We start from the raw sequence: 21,400 nt of genomic DNA, 5'->3' as shown, positions 1-21,400 counted from the left end.
TGATTTTATTTAAAATAATATATAAGCAAATAATTATATAAGGAGTGCAGATAAATGGAAAATACACTAATTGAAAAACAACTAAAAGCAGCTGCAGATTTAAACCGCATTAAATTACTTGCATGCATGAAGAATGGGGAGGTATGTGTATGTGATTTTGTAGATGTTCTCGGAATATCGCAACCAGCTGTTAGTCAACATCTTCGAAAATTAAAGGAGGCAGGCATTATTACAGAACGAAAAGTAGGGACTTGGAAACATTACCGTTTAGTAGAGGATCAAACTCCACTGATGAAGGGCATTTTAGAACAAATTCAACCTTTAAACGGGTGTAACTGTGGCACAGATTGTTGCCATGTAGGAGGAAATATAAATGAGTAATGATTCTTTAACCAAGCAGCTATCTTTTCTAGATCGTTACCTTACCTTATGGATATTTGTTGCTATGGGAATAGGTGTTTTATTAAGTTTGACAATGCCTAATATTGGAGAAGCATTAGAGGCCATGTCTATTGGCACAACATCCATACCGATTGCTATCGGGTTAATTGTCATGATGTACCCACCATTAGCGAAAGTAAAGTATGAAGAAATGTGGCGTGTGTTTAAGGATTGGAAAGTGCTTTTACTTTCTCTTTTTCAAAACTGGTTACTCGGACCGTTCTTAATGTTCTTTTTAGCCATCATTTTCCTGCACGATTATCCAGAGTATATGGCTGGACTGATTATGATTGGTTTAGCTCGTTGTATTGCAATGGTCATTGTATGGAACGATTTAGCACGTGGAGACCGTGAATATGTAGCTGGTTTAGTTGCGTTTAACTCCATCTTTCAAATCGTGACTTATTCAATTTTTGCTTACTTTTTCTTAAATGTATTACCTGGTTGGTTTGGTTTAGAGAATTTCCATGTATCCATTTCTATGTGGGAGATTACTAAGAGCGTACTTATATACTTAGGTATCCCGTTTGCTGCAGGGTTCCTCACACGTTGGATAGGGATTAAAACAAAAGGGAAACATTGGTATGAGGAAAAGTTCTTACCGAAGATTTCACCACTGACTCTAATTGCACTGTTGTTCACGATTGTGATGATGTTTGCTTTAAAGGGTGAGCAATTAGTAGAACTGCCACTTGATGTAGTGCGAATTGCTATTCCATTATTTATTTACTTTGTGATCATGTTTGCTGTGTCATTCTTCTCTTCCCGTAAAGTTGGGGCATCTTATCCTGTCACAGCAGCTCTTTCTTTTACAGCTGCAAGTAACAATTTTGAGCTAGCGATTGCGGTTGCAGTGGGTGTGTTTGGCCTGCATAGTGGCGTGGCATTTGCTGCTGTTATTGGTCCACTTGTAGAAGTACCTGTTCTCATAGGACTTGTATGGGTTGCCCTACGTTGGCAGAAAAAATACTTTAAAACCATTAAATTATAGGGAGCAATTACTATGACAAATATACTTTATTTCTTATGTACAGGAAACTCATGTCGAAGTCAAATGGCTGAAGGATGGGCAAAAAAGCTACTACCAATCAATTGGACTGTAAAAAGTGCTGGTATTGAAGCACATGGCGTAAATCCGAAGGCCATTAAAGCGATGGCTGAGGTAGGGGTTGATATTTCAAATCATACATCCGATTTAATTGATAGGGAGACATTAAACAACGCCAGGTTAGTTGTCACGTTATGTGGGGATGCAGCAGATAAATGCCCGATGACACCTCCTCACGTTCGTCGTGAGCATTGGGGATTTGAAGATCCTGCGAAAGCGACAGGTACAGATGAAGAAAAATGGATTGTATTCCAAACTGTACGTGATGCAATTGGAAAACGGATTGATCAATTTGTAGCTGAGCAGCTGTAATACTTCTGTTAGCAATTATTCAATCTGTTGAATGGAGGATTAAAAATGGTAGTAAATCATGCTAGCGTATTAACAAAAGATTATTTTATCGCCTATTTAAAGTTAATTATGAATAGTAGAGACTACACTTTGAAACAGGCTAAAGAGTTCGCTTTTGATTTCTTCTTTAAAGGAGATATGGATCGTTACGGCACTTCGACATGTTTGCAATTTGAAAAAGCCATAAAAGAAATTGATAAAACAATGTGTGAAATTGAAATTTTTTAATTACAAAGTTTACAACGTCTAGCTAACTGCTAGGCGTAAAAAATATATTTTATATAAGGGAATGCTTATATAGAGAAAATAGAGGAGAAATTAATGATGAAAACACTTAAAATAATCAACCAAAATGGATCTTGTTGTACTACTACTAACGCTATTGAAGTCCAAGAGACTGTTAATAATTCCAATAAGAATTTACCGATTGCCATAATTGGTGCAGGCCCCATTGGATTAGCTGCAGCTGCTCATTTAGTGGAGCAAAAGCAAGCATTTATTTTACTTGAGGCTGGGCATGAAATAGCACACAATATTCGTACATGGGGGCATGTTACATTATTTTCACCATGGCGATATAACATTAATAAGGCTGCTAAAGCTTTATTAGATATTTCTGGTTGGGTAGAACCTAATTTAGATACGTTACCGACAGGGCATGAATTAATAGATCTATATTTAAAACCTTTGTCTGAGCTAGTACAAATAAAGCCTAACATTCAATTGAACGCAAAAGTAGTCGGGATTTCACGACAATTGAATGATAAGATGAAGACAAAAAATCGAGCAGATCAGTCCTTTATTATTTATATAGAACAAGAGAATGACATTCGTGTGATTGAGGCGAGAGCAGTTATTGATGCAACAGGAACATGGGGGAATCCAAACCCAGCAAATTCTACAGGTGTTTGGCTGAAAAATGAAAAAGCATTAGCAGATCACATTGAGTATGGTATTCCAGATATAAATACGAACCCTAAGAGATATGCAAATAAGAAGGTTGCTGTCATTGGTGGTGGTCATTCAGCGATCAATACCTTATTAGCTTTGGCTGAATTACAGAGTGAAAACCCTTCAACAAAGCTAGTATGGATTATGCGTAAAGGAACTGTAGAAGAAGCCTATGGTGGTGAAGAAAAGGATGCATTGGCAGCACGTGGCGCACTCGGTGTTCGCATTCACGAATTAGTAGACACAGGTAAGGTTGAAGTAATAACACCTTTTTATATCTCCCAGGTGAAGAAAGAAGAGAACATCCATATTGTTGGTACTATAAACGGAGAACAAAAAGTATTATCAGGATTTGAAGAGCTTGTTGTCAATGCGGGAAATAGACCAGACCTATCGATTAACAGCGAATTACGCCTTTCGATTGACTCAGCAACAGAAAGTGTGCAAGCATTAGCGCCCTTAATTGATCCTAATGAGCATAGTTGTGGCACAGTAAGGGCGCATGGAGAAGAAACACTACGACAACCAGAAAAGAACTTCTACATTGTCGGTGCAAAAAGTTATGGACGCGCACCTACATTCTTAATGGCCACAGGCTATGAACAGGTTCGTTCCATAACAGCTTATTTATCAGGAGATGAAGAAGCTTCAAAACGTGTGGAATTGGAGTTACCTGAAACAGGTGTATGCGGTATAAATCTTACTGATCCATTAAATTCATGTTGTTAAAAATTTGACTGTTAGCGCAAGCTAGCAGTCCTTTTAAAATACTAAGGGGGAAATGGGATGGACACACTAATTATTCGTAAAATGGAAAAGAAGGATTTAAAAAAGGTATTAAATATTTATAAAGAGGGAATCGAAACAGGGATGGCAACCTTTGAAACAATTGTGCCAAGTGAACAGAGGTAATGGTAAGGTGAAAATAGTTAAAATTGTTTGAAATATCTATCTGATGTTATATAATAGAAAATAAAAATGTATAAATTTAGAAATAGAGGAATTAAAATGTATATTTTTGAAAAAGTAAGTGGGAAATTTTAGGCATCACTTTTTCTTGTCCTTGTGACATTTTTCTTGTTTAATTTTAACACAGAAGCAAGTGGTAAGGATTCGATTGATTCCAACGCAGAGATTTTGGTCGAATTAAAGAAATAGAAATTCAATATTACTAACGATGACTCATATAACTTGGTTCACATCCGTGAATTGTATGGTTTGGATGATACTGTAATTGCACATTACTACAATATATATGTTAATAAAAAATTAACAGGCTTTGTTTTAGCTGCCAATGACGAAAGATTAGATGCCATTTTGGAATTTGGCAATTTCGATGAAAATATTGATACAAAGTATGGAGAAATCTTAGAGAAAAACACTAATCAAAAGGCATTCTATTTAGGACTTGATGAAATAGAGTTTAGTGATTCAGGAGAGTCACTTAAAGCAAAATTGAACGATAGACTAAATGGAATGGTAAAGAAAGCTCAAGAAGCTAAGGATTTCGAGGGTGCTAGAGAACTTCAAAGATATAAATTTGGACTTCAATACAAGCAAAAGCAAGATCAAATTCAAACGAATGAGGTTTCCACATTTTCAGAAAATACTTTAGATATTACTCCGTTGGGCGTTATAGGTCCAAAAGAATTACCTATCACAAGAGTGTGTGAGAGATTGACGAACGTTGCCAATCCCGATTCATCGTGTGGACCTGCTACTGGTGCAATGATCACCAACTACTATAAAACTCAAGGTTATTCTGTTAGAGACTATAACTACTATTCATATTCAAATGCAAATCTTATAAATCATTTATATTTTGATATGAATTCATCTTTATGGGGTACTAATGCATATTCTTTTGCAAATGGTCTAAAACTTCACTTAAATCATAACATGACAGGATGGAACTATAATTCTAGTGGTGCACCAACATTTGGAGGTATCCAAACAGCGATAAACGGTAATAATCCTGTTGGAGCAGTATGGTTATTACTTAGTGGAGAAAACTACCATTGGAGACTAATACATGGTTATGACACTGAAGGTGGAAATTATGTAGGTTATAAAGATCCAGACGGTGGACAATATAATACATCTACTAATTATGAAGTTGGACAAGTATATCTGATAAAATCAATACAGTTTACATGAGTAGATAATTTAAAGATTGTGAGGGGGAAAAGTGAATAAATTATCATTGTTTTTTTATTCTTTAAACATTATTGTAACTTCTATCGCCTTTTACTTGATTAATTTTTTAACTGAACCAGTTTTGATAGGTAGTTCAAAGAATAATATTAGTAATGGTAATCCAGGACTCTTTCCTTTAGTATTTTTAATCCCGTTCTTGATAGTTTCGATTATTGGTACATTTAAAATTGCATATTCTTTTGCTAAAAGAACTTTCAAGACAATGCAATATAAAATAATAATTATATTTTCATTCCTTCTTTCGAGTATTATATATTTCTTTACTTTTAAAGAAGCAAGAGAATTTAGATTATTAGTCTTTGAAAATAATGATTCAGTTACTAAAATAACTCAAATTCCATTACTTAACACACATTCAAATAATATCTTCTTTAATGGATGGACATTACTTGCGTTACTATTTACCACTGTTTTTATAGCTTATTGTTTCGCATTAGTTAAGCAAAGAGATTAATTTTTAAACAAGATGAATAAATGAAGCGTTGATCCAAATGGATTAACGCTTTTTATGTGTGCCCGGCATGTACAACAACTCGATGGTAAAAGTCCATACAGGCTTGGCAGTAGGATCTGTTAGCAAAAGACAGGGGTGTCCATGGCGACGTGGAATCTGGAGGTAATAGGACGCAAACTCTCAAACTGTTGAACAGAAATCAGATAGAAGGCTGGCTTGGGATGGATAAACTTGCATAACAAAGCGAAGTCTAATACTGTTCGAATCCCATACAGTAAATCTGGCGGTTATATGAGAGGAAAGTGGTTGTGCTTACCCGGGGAGGTCTCTTGAGGGTTATTTTAATTAACAATTTGACTAGTGATAGTCAGATGAGCCAAGTCAACTATGGTGAATGACAGAACAAACTCAAATCTTGAAAAAAACAAGGAGGAGGTGGAGACATCCCGCCGAAGCACAGAAAACATCGGGATATAGACCGAATAGATGGCTACTTATAGAGGGATAAGCTGGAAGCAAAAGAGCATATAAGAGTTTGTAGGGATGTAAACATGGAAATGAAGAACCAAGATGATATCGAACTAATTGACAAAATCATAGCTGATAAAAATTTATGGAGAGCCCAACAACTGTTGTAGAGTTTGAACCAATATCATGAACGAAGGGTCTGTAGATTCTTGTCCATATACAAGTCTGGACATTTCTTATTCTTATATTTAAGAATCATTTCAAACGCAAAAGAAGTCCGTATTATTGTCTCAGAAAATGAAAAAGAAGTTTTAAGGACTGAACCGTTTATAATGTTGAAAAAACTCCCATGTGATATTCAACATTGAGTGTGATACTGTAATAAGAAACAGCGCTCGTTCTCATTAAAGATCCAGATTCAAGATAATGATCGTGCAATTCTTTTCTCATCTAAAAAGGCAGGGTTACGCATTTTTTTTGTAGAACTAAATGTACAAGAAGTTAATAAAAGAATAAAACGATATTAGATCCTATATATGTATCAATATTCTAAGTTTTTTTAAAAAAAGGGGTGTAAGTTGTGCAAACTTCAATGGGGGAAACGGAGCTTTATCAGGAAAGAGTTATCGATCATTTTATTGACGACATTGGAAGAAAAATGGAATATTCAATTATAGGAAAAGGTACACCAATACTTGTGTTTCATGGTGGACATTCTAATTGTAAAGAAGAGTTTGGCTACGCTGAATTATTGGAACAAGGTTATTCAATAATAACTCCTTCTAGAGCTGGATATGGTAATACAGATCCACTTCTCGGGAAAGATCTTCAAACAGCCTGCCATGCTTATTTAAATATACTCAATCATTTGAATATCGAAAAGGTACATGTAATTGCCATTTCTGCTGGAGGACCAAGTGGAATCTTTTTTGCTTCTAATTATCCAGAACGTGTAAGAAGTCTTACTCTACAATCGGCCGTAACGAAACAATGGCTTACATCTAAAGATATGGAATATAAAGCAGCCAAAATTTTATTTCGTCCTACTATAGAAAAATATACTTGGAGAATAATTAGTCACTTAAGTAACCGATTTTCCGAATTTATGTTTAAACAAATGGCCTCTTCTTTTAGTAAACTTCCTTATATTGAAGTAGCCGCTCAAATTACTGATGTTGATATTGAGATGTTTCGTAAAATGAACAATAGACAACGCTCTGGATATGGTTTTATGATCGACTTATCACAAACTGGAACAATTTCTGCAGCTGATTTATGCTCAATTAAGTGTCCTACATTAATTTTACATAGTATAAATGATAGTGCTGCACCTGTTGAACATGCTTATCATGCACAACATAACATCACAAATTCGAAACTTTGTATTCTTCAAAATTGGGGTCATTTAATTTGGCTCGGGCATGATTCCGATAGAATGTATGATGAATTAATAAAATTTTTGATTACCTATTAACAACTTCATATGTATTTAAATTAGTATACGAATCACCTTCTTGTATTTTGTAATAGATATTTCTACTTTAGGAGATGCATGAAAAGGATTATTTATTTGATTAACTAGAGATATGGATGACTTTACAATATTCAATGTAAGGTTGTCCATTTTTATTTTGGACTCTTTGACTCTGTTTATTTAGTAATATTCAAAAAATTAGACTGTTAGAATACTTCGAACAGCCAAGAACTTCAGAATTACAAGTCGAAATGTACAGATATAATGGGAAGTTGACGTATTCAAGCCCTCCTCCTCGCCAAATGATTTTAGTTTACATAATATAAATACCTCTGACACAACCTTCTAGTTATCCAATGGTTCTTATAGATTATCGTTCAAAAGGGGATTATTCGTTTAAATAATGTTAATTATCGTTTAATGTAGATTTGTCTAATATTCATAAAAATTATTCTAAGAGAGATGAACTTAGCTTGTTGTTAAAGAATCACGATTCAAGTTCATAAGAAAATATATATTGAGATTTTAAAACGGGAATACTTAAAGAGTCGAACATACAAATTTGTATGTTCGACTCTTTTTTACACATTATATAGAACCAATGGATAACTTTTTTATTGTTGAATTGACTGAGAAAAGATTACTAAAGGATTGAAGTAGCGACAAGTAATAAATTTGATACGCTGAATTTTTAAAAAGTATTTAAAAAAGGTGTTGATTATGATCTTGCAAAATCTAATAAAAGACAAAGTGAAGCAGCCTAGGTTCATTTAAATAAATTTAAACAATAAAAAGGGTCACTTGGGATAGGAGTGACCCTAAGTAACAAAATTCGGAGGTTTAAGGCTAAAATAGCTTTACTTTACTATCAATATGCGGTGATAGCGTAGTTTGTATAGTTCATAGCCTGAGAAATAGATTTAAAAATAAAAATGCTCTGATATGATTCATAATTAACTTACCAAAATTTAAAGAATGACTTTAATTTCTTATAAATTTAATCCAAATCTCTTTAATTCAATGAAAATACCTTCCAATTGTTTTCCTTTGTCTGTTAACGTATATTCCACACGAGGGGGAACCTCCGGGAATACCTTTTTATTCAATATCCCATAATCTTCTAGTGTCTTAAGACGGAGTGAAAGTGTTTTCGGGCTAATTCCATTCATTGATTTCAATAGGTCACTGAATCGCATTGTTCCTTCTATAAGCAGATCGCGAATAATTAAAAAAGTCCATTTAGTCCCAATCACGTCGAGCGTTTTAGCAATGGGGCAAGTCTCACCTTGTGCTCCTTTGGTTAATATTACTGGCTCAATAACACTCATATGAAACATCCTCCCGAAAAATTTTTTTGTTTAATTCACCTTATCATATCACAATAGTATACTTTCAGAAACTTTATGAAATAAATATCACTACTTCCTTAAATAAAGTTACTATATTTATAATATCGTAGTACTTATAATTTCAACCCTTATTGAGGAGGTGACTAAAATTATTGCAAGAAATCAACGAAACAAACTACCGTTTGCTCTCATTGCTATATAAATCAATGCTTTTGCTATTGATACATAATCATGAGTATTCTTCCGGATGAAGCAAACGATTTGAATTTTACCTTAAGTACAGTAGGGTTATTAACTACACGCTAGGCAGTTTTTTAGAAATCATATAAATTGAAGGAGCTAGATAAAGATGAAAAATATACTTATAATTAACGGTCATCAGAAGTATAGTTCAGCAGAGGGGAATTTAAACCAAACATTGATGAACAAAATGGTCAGTTTTTTAAGTGAAAAAAACAATGTAAAAACAACAATTATTCAAAAAGGATATAAAATCGAAGAAGAACAACAAAAATTTATATGGGCTGATATTGTCATTTACCAAACACCTATCTATTGGTTCAGTGTCCCGGGCTTATTGAAGTCGTATATGGATGAAGTATATGCTTATGGTTTATTTTTTAGGGGTGCTGATCAGTATGGAAAAGGCGGGTTGTTGACTGAAAAGAAATATATGTTTTCGACTACCTGGAATGCTCCTGAAAAAGCATTTAACGATCCAAGTCAATTTTTTGAAGGGAGCAGCCTAGAAGAAGCATTAAGTCATTTACATCGTATACAGAAATTTCTCGGAATGAAACCTTTAAAGAGTTTCTCTTGTTATGATGTAGTCAAAAATCCGAAAGTTGAAAAGTTTGTATCCGAACTTGATTTACATCTGCAAGAGGTTTTGAATTTTTAATCTATTAAGAAAACGTATAAGGGGAGAAAAACATGTTAAAAGATAAAAAAGTTGTAATTATCGGTGGAAGCTCTGGGATTGGTTTGGAATCAGCTAAACAGCTAATAGCTCATGGGGCAGAAGTAATCATTGCCAGCCGTTCCGAAGATAAATTACGGAATGCAAAAGAGCAACTAGGAGATAGAGCAACGGCTTATACTTTAGATTCAACGCAAGAACAGCAAGTCCAGTCTTTCTTTGAAAAGATCGGCCAGTTCGATCATCTTGTGGTAAGCGCGGCAGAAACCTCCGGCGGATCATTCCTCCAAACGGATACAGCCCAAGCCCGAGAACTGTTTGAAAATAAATTCTGGGGACAATATTATGCAGCGAAATACGGTGCTTCAAAAATTTTACCAAACGGTTCAATCACTTTGTTCTCGGGGGTTGTAGCCTACAAGTCTATGGTTGGCTCAGCAATTCTAGGTGCAGTCAATGCGGCTATTTCGAATCTAGGACAGACTTTGGCTTTAGAACTTGCTCCGATCCGAGTAAACATCGTTTCACCTGGAATAATTGATACACCTTCCCGTAGCAAAATGCCAGAAGAAGCACGTAATAACTTCTATTATGCAGTTGAAAACAAACTCCCTGTGAAACGAATAGGAAGAGCTGAAGATGTTGCACAAAGCGTACTATACTTGCTACAAAATAGTTTCGTGACTGGAACCGTTCTTCATGTAGAAGGTGGTCATATTTTAACTTAAGCCAGCAGCTGAGGAAAATATATCCACTAAACAAGAAAAAACGCTATTCTTTTTGTAGAACTATACGAAAGGATGGTGTTTTTTTTAATCTTCCCATCTTCATTGGGCTTAAAAGGCACTCTAACACGTTTTCCTTATTTTGTTGTAACATCAATTATGCAGTGTAAAGCGGGTAGGTGGGAAGCCTGCCTTTTTCAGCACATCTTTGAAGATGACATGTAACCCCCGCGGATCTAATGCTTTACGATTTTTATTTAGAAAAACAGGTTCTGTTGGATAAATTTGATATGATCTTAAAGAAGTTTTATAGGATTCCAGAAGCGGTATTAAGTGTGGATGAAGGGGCAATATCCGTTCTTTTTTTCCTTTTCCATCAATTCGAATCGTTTCATTTACCAGAGCAACTTGTTCTCATGTTAATGAAACAAGTTCAGAACGTCTTAAACCTGTTGTTGCTAATAATTTAAACATTAGCTCATTTCGCTTTGAAAAACGTGATTGGGCGCGTTCTAAATAGTCAAATAGCTGCTTTAGATCCCGTTAATGTCATATAGACAGGAAGCTTATCATCGGTCTTTGGCGATTCAATCCCGCGCGTAAAATCATTCACCAAATATTGTTCTTATAAACAATATTTGGTGAATGATTTTAAAGAAGAAATTTTTCGGTTCACCGAATGAGGTTTTTGTTTTAATGATCCTAATAAATACTGGATAAAGCGACGTACTTGGGACTTGGTAATCTCATTTAAACAGGTTGAACAGCCATGATCCTTTAAAAAACTTAAGAAGGGTTGTAAATCGTATTCATAACTCGTAACCATATTAACTGAGTAATTTTTTTCAATCTAGATATACAAAATAAATTCATCAATGGCAGCATGTAGTTGCAAGTATAAAACCTCCAGATATCGTATTAAACAATAATTATTATCCGTACAAAATCATCCCATTATCGTAAAAAAGGAGAGTTATCGTTCACATGATTATTATAAGGAACTTCAGAATGGGTAGTTGACTTATCCAAGCCCTCTTCACGCCAAATAATTTTAGTTTACATAATATAAATTATAGGAAGTTATATTTCATTGAAAAGTATACTAATAATAGTGAGACGAAATGAATTTAAAATGTAGTATTAACCAATTCTTTTGTCGTAATCCTCATTCTATTGAACCATTGAATAACCGTTTTTGACCTGCATTTCCAAGGGTATTCGCGGCGAAAGTTTGCGCTCTCGCATTCAACTTCTGGATGACTTTCTCATCTTGGGGTTGTTTATCCTTTTGCATTTCCTTCCAAGCTTGATCTCATGAGGACCATTCCTTAATACTAACAGTTGTCACATTCAACTCCTATTTTTATTTTTTGTTTTAATTGCTTGTACGCGGTTCATCCAATTGCTCAGAATATCTGAATCGCAGACTTATAAATACTAAGACCAATGCAATGACCGTTAGGAAAACTCCCAGCAATCGGAATCCTGTCAAGTTGAACGCACCTCCCATAATGATACCTGTCAACAGTGAAGATAAAATTGTTCCCAAGTATCTCGATGTATTAAATAGGCCAGATGCTACACCAGCAATTTCTTTTGGAGAGCTTTTAAACAAAGCTGCCTGCATACTAACAGCGTTTAGCCCGTTGCTAAAACCGAATGCGGCTAACGCCAGGCACACACTGATGACTGGTGAACTTTGCGTCCATGTCACAATCCACACTGCCCCCACTACCATCAGTAATGAGGATACAATCAATGCAGGTCTTGGTCCCGATTTACCGACCCATTTCCCTGCTATTGGCGAAGCTACAATCGAGCTCAAGCCCAAGGTTAACATAAGAATCCCTGTTTGAAATTCACTGACATGACGCACCATTTGCAGGTATGATGGAATCCCAAAAAAGAGTGAATAATAAAGTAAGTTAACTAGCAAGTATTGTATATTGACCCAAGTCATCCCTGGATATTTGGCGAAGGTGCGTAAAGGAATAAATGGCGACATTGTTTTTAGCTCATGTTGTACGAATATTCCCAACGCAACGAGCCCGATTAGCACAACAATGACATTCCATAGAGAGAAATGCCCAGATGATTTCGCTGACAGCAAGCCAACTAGAAGTGCAATCAGACCCACCGCAAAGAGCAGAATTCCTGGCACATCAATCACACCCAGTAATTTTTGAAACGACATGTCACGTGAAACAATTGCTGCCGATCCATCATTAGGAATCATTTTCCAAGCTAATATAAAGCTCGCCACAACAAACGGGATATTGACGATGAAGATCGCTGGCCAGTCCCACCATTGAATAAGTACTCCTCCTGCAAAAGGTCCTATAGCTGCCGCACCGGATAGGAAAATCGATAAACCTGCTAAAGCATCTGCTTGCTTTTCTGTAATATGAATGCGTACGATAGCTGTTCCAACTGCAATCAGCATACTAGTTCCGATTGATTGTACAATTCTGGACACTATAAGCCATCCGAAATTTGGAGAAAATGGAGCCAGAATAGAAGAAATTAAGGATACAACAAGACCAGCCAGAAATATCTTTCTCCGACCGAATAAATCACTAGCTTTCCCCATTACAGGTTGGGCGATAGCACTAGCGATATAAAATGAAAAAACAATCCAGGAAACAGTAGTAAAATCAATGCTATACACATGTTGCAACCTAGCAATAGCAACAGAAATCATTGATGAATTTAAAGGGTTTAATAATATTCCTAGTCCAACGGATATCATTAACCACCTGCTACGAGAATTCATATTTTACCCCCCCTTTATATTTGTTACATTGATATCTTACTTGAAATTTTACATTCATTCCAACGCATTTAAAGTTATGATATCATTGACCAAAAGGAATGATTGGAGAGAAAAAGAAATGGAACTTCTTCAACTACAATATTTTCTTGAGGTAGCTCGATTAGAGCATGTAACCGAAGCTGCCCGAAGTCTCCACGTTACGCAATCGTCGCTAAGCAAAACGATTCAGCGTCTGGAAGAAGATTTAGGGGTACCTTTATTTGATCGCACAGGCAGGAAATTGCGATTAAATGAATTTGGCAACAAATTCATTCGTCGCGCGGAAAGGGCATTGTTTGAGTTGGAACAGGGGAAGCAGGAGATAAGCGATTTGTCCAGAGCAGAATCTGGTACACTTAAGCTTGCGGTAACCACAGCAAGCACTTTGCCCCAGATTATGCGAGAGTTTCGTAAAAAACGTCCTAATATCCAATTTCATGTGCAAATGCTGACCACACTGGAAATGGTCACGCTTTTACATCGAGGCGAAGTCGATTTTTGCTTGTCGTCCTCTCCTTTTCAAGGGCAAGACATCGAATGTCAAGTTGTCTTTGTTGATCCCATTCTTGTTGCAGTTCCTAATGGGCATCGGCTGGCAGACCGAAGTAGCGTATGTTTAACAGAACTTAAGGATGAAAGCTTTGTCGGTGTGAAAAGAGGATACGGCACTCGTGATTTAGTAGACGCTGTATGCAAATCGGCTGGAATTGACCTTAAATATGTGTATGAGGGCGATGAACCTACACGTTTGATCACTCTTGTAGAAGCTGAAATTGGACTTGCCTTCATACCAAGCACAGCAAAAATATCATGGGAAAAGATTAAATATTTGCAAGTTGAGGATCATGAACTTGTACGTGATATCGCTTTATTATGGCATAAAAGTCGATACATGACGCAAGCTTCATTGGAATTCCGCAAGGTAGTTCTAGACTATTTTGAGGCAATATCAAACCAGTCCAATTAATCTTATTGCATGACTCATACCGATTCGATGAGGTTATGGAACAACCTACAATTAAATTGAGTATTATAACTTCTAACGAATAACGTGCATAGTATATTTATTAGTTAGAAGTTATGCCCTGAAGTTACTCTACAATCTGGCCCAATTGTTGAATGAAAGTTTAATATATGTTAAAAAAACTTAATACATTGGTGCCTAAGATAGTATTACTTTAAAAAATAGTTTCCCCATTTCATATAATAAAAAAGTTGTTTTCAGCTGCCATATCCAATAAGAGGACAAATGAACATAGGCGATTATTTACGAATGCTCATTGAAAAAGATATTAATCCTCAATCACCTCGATATCTATTAAATCGTTTTATAAAAATGCAATTAGATCTTGAATTATCTTCAAATAATTCTTTTAATGTCTCTGTTGGAATATGAATAATTTCGTAGTCCCTTTCGTCTTCCCCATACTCTAAAAAAGAATTTTCTTTAAATAAAACAATATACTGCATCGAGTTTCCTTTTATTAAATTCGTTCTTCTTGATTCCTCAATTCTGAAGAATAATACTAAATAACCAGTCGTCAAATAAATTTTGACAACTGGTTAGGTGTATACTTTTTCGGCTGTAATATATCAGTAATTTTCACTGCTACCTGTAGAAAGGACACTAAATAGTAGTTTTACCGAAGCAAGATCTCAGCTTCTTTTGCAAATGCATTACTGTTTTTTATGACCAAATTAGCCGTTTCACTCGGATGGCTAAGAGGAAAATGATGACCATATGGAACAAAATCAACCTTACCCAGATGTGAAGGAGCAGAATAGCCTCTGTCAGAATCCCCCCAAATAATGTGAAGATTATACTTTGTTACTTCATTGAAATCACCTTGAACGTTTTTCGTTAGTAAACTGTTAAGCTGAACCGTAGTATTTAAAATTCTAGGAGAAGTAAAACTTTTACTTAGTTTTTCAATATAATGTTCAGGGATGCTCTCTGTACTTTCAAATAAACCATTACTTAATAAATATCGCTCTATCAAATTAGTAGTTGCCAATTTCAATGTCCATTTGTTCATAAATTGAGGAACATTTATCGATTTAGCATTTTTTTTAGTAATAGGTGGCTGAAGTAAAGTAATTGTATACTTCTTATCTATGTACTTTTGTACTAATGCTTCCAAAAGAATATACGCACCAAATGAATGGCCAATTAGATGGGCGCCGTTAGTAGCTTTCTCCAATAACTTTTTTACTACATTCAAATAGATATTTAAAAGATTTTTCTCGCGTTTAAAAGGAGAACGTCCCAAACCTGGAAGATCCAAGATCCATACAGGTTGACCCGTTTTTTCATGAAGCTCATGCGCTAAAGGAAATAAATCCTCCCCATCACTCAATAAACCATGTAATAAAATAAACGGTTTTCCCTCTCCGTGTAATTGGTAAAGGGTATTGTTATCGCATAATGTTCGCTCAAATAAATGATGATGCTCCCCATTTTGATACATCAATCGATAATCCAGATCAGCTACTACGGCAGGGAAAAAGTTCATGACACTCATCTTCTTAAACCAATCTCCACCCCTCATGGTTTTCACCGAACCATTTGAAAATGTTCGTTTTGTGATAAAATTCAGTCCATCAGAAGGAATGTTTGTTATTTTACTTACTCCACTTTTCATTATTGTTTTCATAAGCGGCATTGGAACAGAGATTTTTGGTGCCCTCATATTCATACTTTCCGACATAACACTTAATAATTCAGCAATGTTCGGATCGTTCTCTTTGTCATCAACAAGTGTATATGTTTGAATAGCCGGCTGCTCCAATTTGAAAACCTGCACAATAAACTTCGCAAACTCATCGTTTGAAATCAGTGGCAACCTATATCCCTTACCTCCCGGAATCACTGGCATGAGCCCTCTTCGCATACTTGTCACAAGCAAACCTAATCCTGCTATCTGCTCTGTACTCCCTGTTTTACTACTACCAACCACAGTTGGCGGATTAATGACAGACAGCGGATAACCTACTGCTGATGCCTGTTGACGGATATAAAGATCAGCTAAAAATTTTGTTTTCTCATATGGATTTTTTATTTTTAAAAATTTGTTTCCTTCTTTAAATACATCTATCGTAACCTTGCTATTATTATCATCAAAGGGACTCATGTAACCTACAACATGAATAAATTGCTGCAAGCCCTTCAATTGATGAATACTTTTAGCGAATTCACTAATATGTTTGGCGCCATTCAAAAATACAGAAGTTGCCTCTTTGTTTGTCGCTTGAATATCCATGGAGCCTCCTGCGTGAATAATCACATCCGTTTTCAATACCAACTCCTTATCTTCAGCACTTAGACCTAAGTCTATTTTCGTTAAATCACCTTCAATAAAGTGCATATTTTCCTCTTTTAAGATGCCTCTTTCCTGAAAAATGTGTGTTGCTTTACTTTTCGACCTCACTAAAAGAAGAATGTTCACATCCTCTTTGGCTAATTCCTTCACTAATTGCTTTCCAATAAAACCTGTTCCACCCGTTAAAAATACTGTTCTCATAAAAATCCTCCTAGTAGTACTGAGCAGTACTAATTTGATGTAAAAAAAATGCTTCTTTTACCGAAGCAAGTTAAACAAATGATCTGCTGTTTTCATGATTACAGTTGCATCCTCCAGTGTTTCTGAAATAAATAGCGCTCCTTCAAGATTTGTAATAAAAAGAGATGCAACCTCGTCAATATTTATTGTCTTTCTAAATTCACCATTCTCTACCCCTTGTTTAAGGAATAGAGAAACTTTCGTTTGTAAGCCTTTAAAAAAAAGACCTATTTTTTCTTTTACTTTTGTGGCATTTGTAGGACTTTGAATATAAAGGGTAATAAATGGACAGCTCCCCTTATATTCTCTCGTCTGAACTCCTTGTGTTATTTGCTTTAAAAATAGTTTGATACGATCTTCAACTAATAAATGGTTTTGAGATAGTAAGTCATCTATTGCAGATTGATACATTTCAATCCAATAATCAACGACCCCTTCCAACAATTCTTCCTTATTAGAGAAGTGATAATACACATTAGACTTTGAAACTTTGCTTACACGAACTAATTCATCCATGCTTGTATAAGCAAACCCTTTTTCTAAAAATAATGTTGCAGCTACTTCAATTACACGTTTTTGATTCATTAATTTTACCTTTGTCATAATTAGTACTATACAGTACTATAATGGGTGTTGCAAGTATTTTTGTTAGTTTAAAAAAATTTTGATTAAAAATGCGAAACTTTAATTGATTTTAAAAATGTCATTTTGAACAAAGTTGAACGGATCCCCAAAACTGTTTTGGATGGCTTGTAATGTTATTTTGTAGTCAATAAAGTAGATGCTTTTATGCTCATTAAGGATGATTGACAAAATTGATTCATTAATATCCTTTATTCAATATAAAAACTCCATTTTGATTGATGATGATCAAAATGGAGTGTATTTACCATAATTTTTTATTATCCCTAGCTGTTATTCAAACAATGGCATCATATGTTTTCTAATCAATTCAACACGATCTTTGGCACGTGGCATAAAGCGCGAAGCAATCGAAATGACCATCTTCTTTTGAGGATTTATGAATATTACATTTCCACCATCCCCCAAAGCTGCATAGCAATCATCAAGTATCCACCACAAATAACCATAGGTCAGCTTTCCTGATCGAATTTGTAATTTAGTGCTGTCCTCTATCCATTGAGAAGAAAGAATTTGGCGACCGTTCCATACACCCCCATTTAAATAGAGCTGACCTATTTTGGCCATATCTCGGGTTGTTAACGTAAGTCCCCAACCAGCGGTATTTACTTCCTTAGGATCTACTATCCAGCCAGTGACATATTTATCCTTCAGAAAAGCGAAATAGTCTTCTTTATTTTGTATAGTTGTATTTGTGGGAGCTTTGATTGAAAGAGGTTTAAACAAGTTTTCTGTAGCGAAATCAAGAACAGATTGACCAGTGGCAGTTGTAAGAACACCTGATAAAATATGTGTGCCAACGGTAGAATAGTTAAACACCCCAATACTACCTTTGCCCCCTAGCAAATCCAATGCAGCTTTTACCCAGTCATCACTTGAATATACTTTCGTATAAGGCTCTGACTTGTATTTATAGGGTGCAGTCATTGACAACAAATTTGCTATGGTGATGTTTTGAATGGTTTTTTCGCCACGTTTCACTATATAATTTGGAAAAAAATCTACCACATGCTGTTCTATATTTTTTATATATCCTTTATCAATTGCCATTCCAATAAGAATGGAGATGATACTTTTAGTGACAGATGCTATATGCAAAGCATCATCTGGGGTGTACCCATCAAAATATTTTTCGTAAATTAAATGATTATCTTTTCTAATAGCGATGCCTGCTATATTGGAATACTCTTTTTCTATTAAATCTTCAAAGTTATTCATCATTCTGATTGTTAGGGTTTGACACATTGACGTCAGCTATATCAATCCCCATCCTTTCGCTAAAATGAATCATCAATATTGATGTAATAAAGAATAATTTATTATAAAAAATTATTCAATTCTTTTCTTTTTTCCAGCTAGTGTGATAACAAAAAAACGTTAATCCTTGTTCGATCAACGTTACGGTTTCTTTTTATCTATCTTCATTTTCATAATATGCTTCATTCGCATGTTTCTGATCTGTACCTTTAAGGTATGCTAGGATCATTTTAGGACGTTTAAGTAAAACCCAGTCTCCATGCTTATCAAATTTTCTGCTTGAAGTGATCATTCCATTTTGAATTGTTCCGTATTTTTTTCCGTTCTTTTTTCCCCAATCTTTTAATCGTTTAGCAAAATCGGCATCTTCTGCCATGAGCATATTTTCATTAAATCCATTAATTGCTTGAAAATCCTTTTTGTAGCACCAAAAGATGCCTACAGAAATTGCACCATATTTTAAAAATATTGGTCCGATTAATAACAAAGCTGAAACAAAAATTCCTAAGGACATTCTTTCAAACTTTCCTGTAACGCCCCCGCCAATGTACTTACCTGTGATTAAGTTCTCTACTGCCTTCGATAACACATGTTCGTTCATCTGTGTATCGGCATCAATTGTGACGATGATTTCCCCTCTTGCTATATCAACGCCAGCGTTCCTAATCTTCGAAAGGTTCTTATCGCTATTTTTTAGTAGGATACAATTATACGATTTTGCAATTTCCTCTGTTCTATCTGTACAGCGATTTAAAACAACAATAATCTCTACTTGATTTTCAAAGGATTTGGAAGCCTTTAAAATAGATTCTAAGCATTTTCCAATGTATTTTTCTTCATTATGGGCTGGTATGACTATTGAAATTTTTATATCCTCTTTCTTTTGCACTTCTAAAGAGTTCTCCATGTCGTACATACAGCTCCTCCCTTTTAAATGTCTTCTGCATTTATAAAATAAACCAGCTGATCAGTCCACTTGTTGTCCTCGTATATGAATCCTTTCCTCGTGCATTCATAAAGCATCCCAACATTTTCTGCTAATTTTATAGATGCTGTATTGTCGAGGTTTATATGAGCTTCTATTCGATGATAATTTAATTTTTCAAATGCTAGATCAATCGCTGCCTTTACAGCCTCTTTACCATAACCTTTTCTCCAAAAATGGTTATGAATGGTATACCCGAACCTAGCCCATTGAAATTCTTCCCTCATAATTGTGGAAAAGTCTACAAACCCAATATGCGTATTATCTGTTTTTCTAAATACTCCAAATACATACACCTTATCATCCTCAGCCATCTGATGATGCTTAGTAACTAAATCACGAAACCATTCTTTCGTACAGATGCTCATATCTAATTTACCTTCATCGTATTTATGCTGGGAAGGTAAACGATTTTCATATTGCGTAAGCCAAGAAGAGTAATCTCCCTCTTCCATTAATCGAATAATTAATCGTTCTGTTTTCGTCATTATCTTAGTCAATCGAACACCTCATACCTTTCTAAATAGCGATTCATGGAAGTAGTTTACTAGGCTTCTTCGTCTGCAGAGGGGCCGTAGATGCCTGGTACTGGAATATCGAGAAGTCGCAAGTATACCCCAAGTTGCGCCCGATGATGGACCATGTGGCTTAATCCGAAGGTGCGGAACGCAATTGCTCGAGGCTCTTGGCGAATAATATGGTCACCATGACGTAGTGTCCATTCCTCTCCGAGCGTTTTCTCATCACATTCAGTAAGCATCATTTCCAGTTTTCTTACGTTTGTATCGAACTCATCCAGAATGTCAGCTCGCTTTTCTAATGCCTCTCGTCGTAACGGAACGGTGGAAAGATCAAAGTCTAAGTACTGTAAAATAGCCATTTGCCAGTTTAGCAGATTGATTAGGTGCGTGGCCAGACCTCCTAGTGTCATTGATTTCTCATGTGGCCTCCATGTCATATGCTCGTCGGGCAAGCGTTCCAGCATGCGACGAGTAGAAGCCAATTCCTGTGTTGTATCCCCAACAATCAATTGTTTAACCATAAAATCCCTCTCCTCCCTTTTAATCAGCATACTATAAATTCCATTCAAGGGGAAAGCTCTCAAATAAGTTTTTATGCTATGGTTAAACCTTTTTTAGACTGTTAGAATATGTAAATACTTCGAGGGTTTTGCAGTTTGAAGAAATGTTCATAAGGGAATATACTAGATTGAACAAAAAGGGGTGAAGACAAGGTGAAAATAAGAACATTTTTGTTGTTAATGATTTGTTCCTTAGCGTTAGTTGCTTGTAACGATCAGAAAGAAGCATCGGAGGTGATAGAAATTCAAGAATTAATTAATTTCGATGAAGTGCAACCCGATACTTTACAACAAATCTCCGATGCGAAAGATATTAAAATTATAGAAAAAACATTTAAAAAAGCTAGAGAATTCGGTGAGGTCGATAACGAAATTGCTCCGCAGTATAAGATCAAACTAAACGATGATGAATACTATCTATGGATTGATAATACAATCACTGGGACAATAGCAAACGTAAACAGTAAAAATATGTTCTACAATATCCTAGCTACCGATGAATTTAAAGAGGCCATTAATTATCGAGAGCAGAATAAATGATTTTTAAATAATTGTAGCAACGATCTGTAAGAAACATAGATTGTTGCTATTTTTTTAGGGTATGTT

At 35.3% G+C, this 21,400-nt stretch carries 23 protein-coding genes; 13 read left to right on the top strand and 10 right to left on the bottom strand.

The window, feature by feature from the left end; translation table 11 throughout:
* Positions 1 to 54 precede the first annotated feature (54 nt).
* From AC1RFD_RS06580 to AC1RFD_RS06540, 9 genes are all read left to right on the top strand, one after another.
* Positions 55 to 381, top strand: coding sequence for an ArsR/SmtB family transcription factor (locus tag AC1RFD_RS06580; RefSeq protein WP_066036718.1), 327 nt, complete (start codon positions 55 to 57; stop codon positions 379 to 381).
* On the top strand, positions 374 to 1,432 hold the full coding sequence (gene arsB, locus AC1RFD_RS06575; protein ID WP_103118160.1) for an ACR3 family arsenite efflux transporter: 1,059 nt from the start codon (positions 374 to 376) through the stop codon (positions 1,430 to 1,432). The genes AC1RFD_RS06580 and arsB overlap by 8 nt, the downstream gene beginning before the upstream one ends.
* Positions 1,433 to 1,444: 12 nt before the next feature.
* Positions 1,445 to 1,861, top strand: a complete 417-nt coding sequence (gene arsC, locus AC1RFD_RS06570; protein WP_492474658.1) for an arsenate reductase (thioredoxin) — start codon at positions 1,445 to 1,447, stop codon at positions 1,859 to 1,861.
* A gap of 45 nt (positions 1,862 to 1,906) precedes the next feature.
* Positions 1,907 to 2,128 carry a hypothetical protein gene (locus tag AC1RFD_RS06565; RefSeq protein WP_492474657.1) on the top strand — a complete coding sequence of 74 codons (222 nt, stop codon included), beginning with the start codon at positions 1,907 to 1,909 and terminating at the stop codon, positions 2,126 to 2,128.
* 96 nt (positions 2,129 to 2,224) lie between these two features.
* Positions 2,225 to 3,580: an NAD(P)-binding domain-containing protein gene (locus AC1RFD_RS06560; protein WP_492474656.1), complete on the top strand. Its 1,356-nt coding sequence runs from the start codon at positions 2,225 to 2,227 to the stop codon at positions 3,578 to 3,580.
* Positions 3,581 to 3,637: 57 nt separating this feature from the next.
* On the top strand, positions 3,638 to 3,763 hold the full coding sequence (locus tag AC1RFD_RS06555; RefSeq protein WP_492474655.1) for a hypothetical protein: 126 nt from the start codon (positions 3,638 to 3,640) through the stop codon (positions 3,761 to 3,763).
* A gap of 306 nt (positions 3,764 to 4,069) precedes the next feature.
* Positions 4,070 to 5,008 carry a C39 family peptidase gene (locus AC1RFD_RS06550; protein WP_492474654.1) on the top strand — a complete coding sequence of 313 codons (939 nt, stop codon included), beginning with the start codon at positions 4,070 to 4,072 and terminating at the stop codon, positions 5,006 to 5,008.
* Positions 5,009 to 5,039: 31 nt separating this feature from the next.
* The gene (locus tag AC1RFD_RS06545; protein ID WP_492474653.1) at positions 5,040 to 5,522 is read left to right on the top strand and encodes a hypothetical protein; all 483 of its coding nucleotides are present in this window, start codon (positions 5,040 to 5,042) and stop codon (positions 5,520 to 5,522) included.
* Positions 5,523 to 6,582: 1,060 nt separating this feature from the next.
* The gene (locus tag AC1RFD_RS06540) at positions 6,583 to 7,464 is read left to right on the top strand and encodes an alpha/beta fold hydrolase (protein WP_376748063.1); all 882 of its coding nucleotides are present in this window, start codon (positions 6,583 to 6,585) and stop codon (positions 7,462 to 7,464) included.
* 989 nt (positions 7,465 to 8,453) lie between these two features.
* On the opposite strand, the gene AC1RFD_RS06535 is transcribed toward AC1RFD_RS06540, so the two are convergent.
* Positions 8,454 to 8,792: a winged helix-turn-helix transcriptional regulator gene (locus AC1RFD_RS06535; protein WP_492474652.1), complete on the bottom strand. Its 339-nt coding sequence runs from the start codon at positions 8,790 to 8,792 to the stop codon at positions 8,454 to 8,456.
* A gap of 370 nt (positions 8,793 to 9,162) precedes the next feature.
* On the opposite strand from AC1RFD_RS06535, the gene AC1RFD_RS06530 reads away from it, so the two are divergent.
* Positions 9,163 to 9,714: an NAD(P)H-dependent oxidoreductase gene (locus tag AC1RFD_RS06530; protein ID WP_420281887.1), complete on the top strand. Its 552-nt coding sequence runs from the start codon at positions 9,163 to 9,165 to the stop codon at positions 9,712 to 9,714.
* A 32-nt stretch (positions 9,715 to 9,746) separates the two neighbouring features.
* Positions 9,747 to 10,460 carry an SDR family oxidoreductase gene (locus AC1RFD_RS06525; RefSeq protein ID WP_492474650.1) on the top strand — a complete coding sequence of 238 codons (714 nt, stop codon included), beginning with the start codon at positions 9,747 to 9,749 and terminating at the stop codon, positions 10,458 to 10,460.
* 150 nt (positions 10,461 to 10,610) lie between these two features.
* On the opposite strand, the gene AC1RFD_RS06520 is transcribed toward AC1RFD_RS06525, so the two are convergent.
* From AC1RFD_RS06520 to AC1RFD_RS06510, 3 genes are all read right to left on the bottom strand, one after another.
* On the bottom strand, positions 10,611 to 10,808 hold the full coding sequence (locus AC1RFD_RS06520; RefSeq protein ID WP_288582435.1) for a site-specific integrase: 198 nt from the start codon (positions 10,806 to 10,808) through the stop codon (positions 10,611 to 10,613).
* A gap of 274 nt (positions 10,809 to 11,082) precedes the next feature.
* A complete protein-coding gene (locus AC1RFD_RS06515) occupies positions 11,083 to 11,283 on the bottom strand; it encodes a site-specific integrase (RefSeq protein ID WP_407716998.1) in 201 nt (66 codons plus the stop codon).
* A gap of 549 nt (positions 11,284 to 11,832) precedes the next feature.
* Positions 11,833 to 13,230, bottom strand: a complete 1,398-nt coding sequence (locus tag AC1RFD_RS06510) for an MFS transporter (RefSeq protein WP_492474649.1) — start codon at positions 13,228 to 13,230, stop codon at positions 11,833 to 11,835.
* A gap of 118 nt (positions 13,231 to 13,348) precedes the next feature.
* Here AC1RFD_RS06510 and AC1RFD_RS06505 point away from each other — a divergent pair, with 118 nt between their 5' ends.
* Positions 13,349 to 14,236, top strand: a complete 888-nt coding sequence (locus tag AC1RFD_RS06505; RefSeq protein ID WP_048392734.1) for a LysR family transcriptional regulator — start codon at positions 13,349 to 13,351, stop codon at positions 14,234 to 14,236.
* A gap of 673 nt (positions 14,237 to 14,909) precedes the next feature.
* Here the strand turns inward: AC1RFD_RS06505 and AC1RFD_RS06500 are convergent.
* From AC1RFD_RS06500 to AC1RFD_RS06475, 6 genes are all read right to left on the bottom strand, one after another.
* Positions 14,910 to 16,790, bottom strand: a complete 1,881-nt coding sequence (locus AC1RFD_RS06500) for an alpha/beta fold hydrolase (protein WP_492474647.1) — start codon at positions 16,788 to 16,790, stop codon at positions 14,910 to 14,912.
* 57 nt (positions 16,791 to 16,847) lie between these two features.
* A complete protein-coding gene (locus tag AC1RFD_RS06495; RefSeq protein WP_054550174.1) occupies positions 16,848 to 17,414 on the bottom strand; it encodes a TetR/AcrR family transcriptional regulator in 567 nt (188 codons plus the stop codon).
* A 330-nt stretch (positions 17,415 to 17,744) separates the two neighbouring features.
* Complete coding sequence (locus AC1RFD_RS06490) at positions 17,745 to 18,689, bottom strand: serine hydrolase domain-containing protein (RefSeq protein WP_492474646.1); 945 nt, start codon at positions 18,687 to 18,689, stop codon at positions 17,745 to 17,747.
* Positions 18,690 to 18,882: 193 nt separating this feature from the next.
* Positions 18,883 to 19,644: a glycosyltransferase gene (locus tag AC1RFD_RS06485; RefSeq protein WP_103118142.1), complete on the bottom strand. Its 762-nt coding sequence runs from the start codon at positions 19,642 to 19,644 to the stop codon at positions 18,883 to 18,885.
* A 14-nt stretch (positions 19,645 to 19,658) separates the two neighbouring features.
* Complete coding sequence (locus AC1RFD_RS06480) at positions 19,659 to 20,213, bottom strand: GNAT family N-acetyltransferase (RefSeq protein WP_016991743.1); 555 nt, start codon at positions 20,211 to 20,213, stop codon at positions 19,659 to 19,661.
* A 47-nt stretch (positions 20,214 to 20,260) separates the two neighbouring features.
* A complete protein-coding gene (locus AC1RFD_RS06475) occupies positions 20,261 to 20,755 on the bottom strand; it encodes a DinB family protein (RefSeq protein ID WP_048392745.1) in 495 nt (164 codons plus the stop codon).
* Between the two features lie 192 nt (positions 20,756 to 20,947).
* On the opposite strand from AC1RFD_RS06475, the gene AC1RFD_RS06470 reads away from it, so the two are divergent.
* Positions 20,948 to 21,334, top strand: a complete 387-nt coding sequence (locus AC1RFD_RS06470) for a hypothetical protein (protein ID WP_054550170.1) — start codon at positions 20,948 to 20,950, stop codon at positions 21,332 to 21,334.
* The last annotated feature ends 66 nt before the right edge of the window (positions 21,335 to 21,400 follow it).

Source organism: Lysinibacillus sp. GW823-FHT02G10 (assembly GCF_058797135.1).
This window is presented reverse-complemented; position numbering and strand designations above follow the sequence as displayed.

Bases quoted from the DNA above. Each gene is read 5' to 3' on its own strand.
- AC1RFD_RS06580 (WP_066036718.1), top strand. From the start codon at position 55: ATGGAAAATACACTAATTGAAAAACAACTAAAAGCAGCTGCAGATTTA.
- arsB (WP_103118160.1), top strand. From the start codon at position 374: ATGAGTAATGATTCTTTAACCAAGCAGCTATCTTTTCTAGATCGTTAC.
- arsC (WP_492474658.1), top strand. From the start codon at position 1,445: ATGACAAATATACTTTATTTCTTATGTACAGGAAACTCATGTCGAAGT.
- AC1RFD_RS06565 (WP_492474657.1), top strand. From the start codon at position 1,907: ATGGTAGTAAATCATGCTAGCGTATTAACAAAAGATTATTTTATCGCC.
- AC1RFD_RS06560 (WP_492474656.1), top strand. From the start codon at position 2,225: ATGAAAACACTTAAAATAATCAACCAAAATGGATCTTGTTGTACTACT.
- AC1RFD_RS06555 (WP_492474655.1), top strand. From the start codon at position 3,638: ATGGACACACTAATTATTCGTAAAATGGAAAAGAAGGATTTAAAAAAG.
- AC1RFD_RS06540 (WP_376748063.1), top strand. From the start codon at position 6,583: ATGGGGGAAACGGAGCTTTATCAGGAAAGAGTTATCGATCATTTTATT.
- AC1RFD_RS06535 (WP_492474652.1), bottom strand. From the start codon at position 8,792: ATGAGTGTTATTGAGCCAGTAATATTAACCAAAGGAGCACAAGGTGAG.
- AC1RFD_RS06530 (WP_420281887.1), top strand. From the start codon at position 9,163: ATGAAAAATATACTTATAATTAACGGTCATCAGAAGTATAGTTCAGCA.
- AC1RFD_RS06525 (WP_492474650.1), top strand. From the start codon at position 9,747: ATGTTAAAAGATAAAAAAGTTGTAATTATCGGTGGAAGCTCTGGGATT.
- AC1RFD_RS06515 (WP_407716998.1), bottom strand. From the start codon at position 11,283: ATGGTTACGAGTTATGAATACGATTTACAACCCTTCTTAAGTTTTTTA.
- AC1RFD_RS06510 (WP_492474649.1), bottom strand. From the start codon at position 13,230: ATGAATTCTCGTAGCAGGTGGTTAATGATATCCGTTGGACTAGGAATA.
- AC1RFD_RS06505 (WP_048392734.1), top strand. From the start codon at position 13,349: ATGGAACTTCTTCAACTACAATATTTTCTTGAGGTAGCTCGATTAGAG.
- AC1RFD_RS06500 (WP_492474647.1), bottom strand. From the start codon at position 16,790: ATGAGAACAGTATTTTTAACGGGTGGAACAGGTTTTATTGGAAAGCAA.
- AC1RFD_RS06495 (WP_054550174.1), bottom strand. From the start codon at position 17,414: ATGAATCAAAAACGTGTAATTGAAGTAGCTGCAACATTATTTTTAGAA.
- AC1RFD_RS06490 (WP_492474646.1), bottom strand. From the start codon at position 18,689: ATGAATAACTTTGAAGATTTAATAGAAAAAGAGTATTCCAATATAGCA.
- AC1RFD_RS06485 (WP_103118142.1), bottom strand. From the start codon at position 19,644: ATGTACGACATGGAGAACTCTTTAGAAGTGCAAAAGAAAGAGGATATA.
- AC1RFD_RS06475 (WP_048392745.1), bottom strand. From the start codon at position 20,755: ATGGTTAAACAATTGATTGTTGGGGATACAACACAGGAATTGGCTTCT.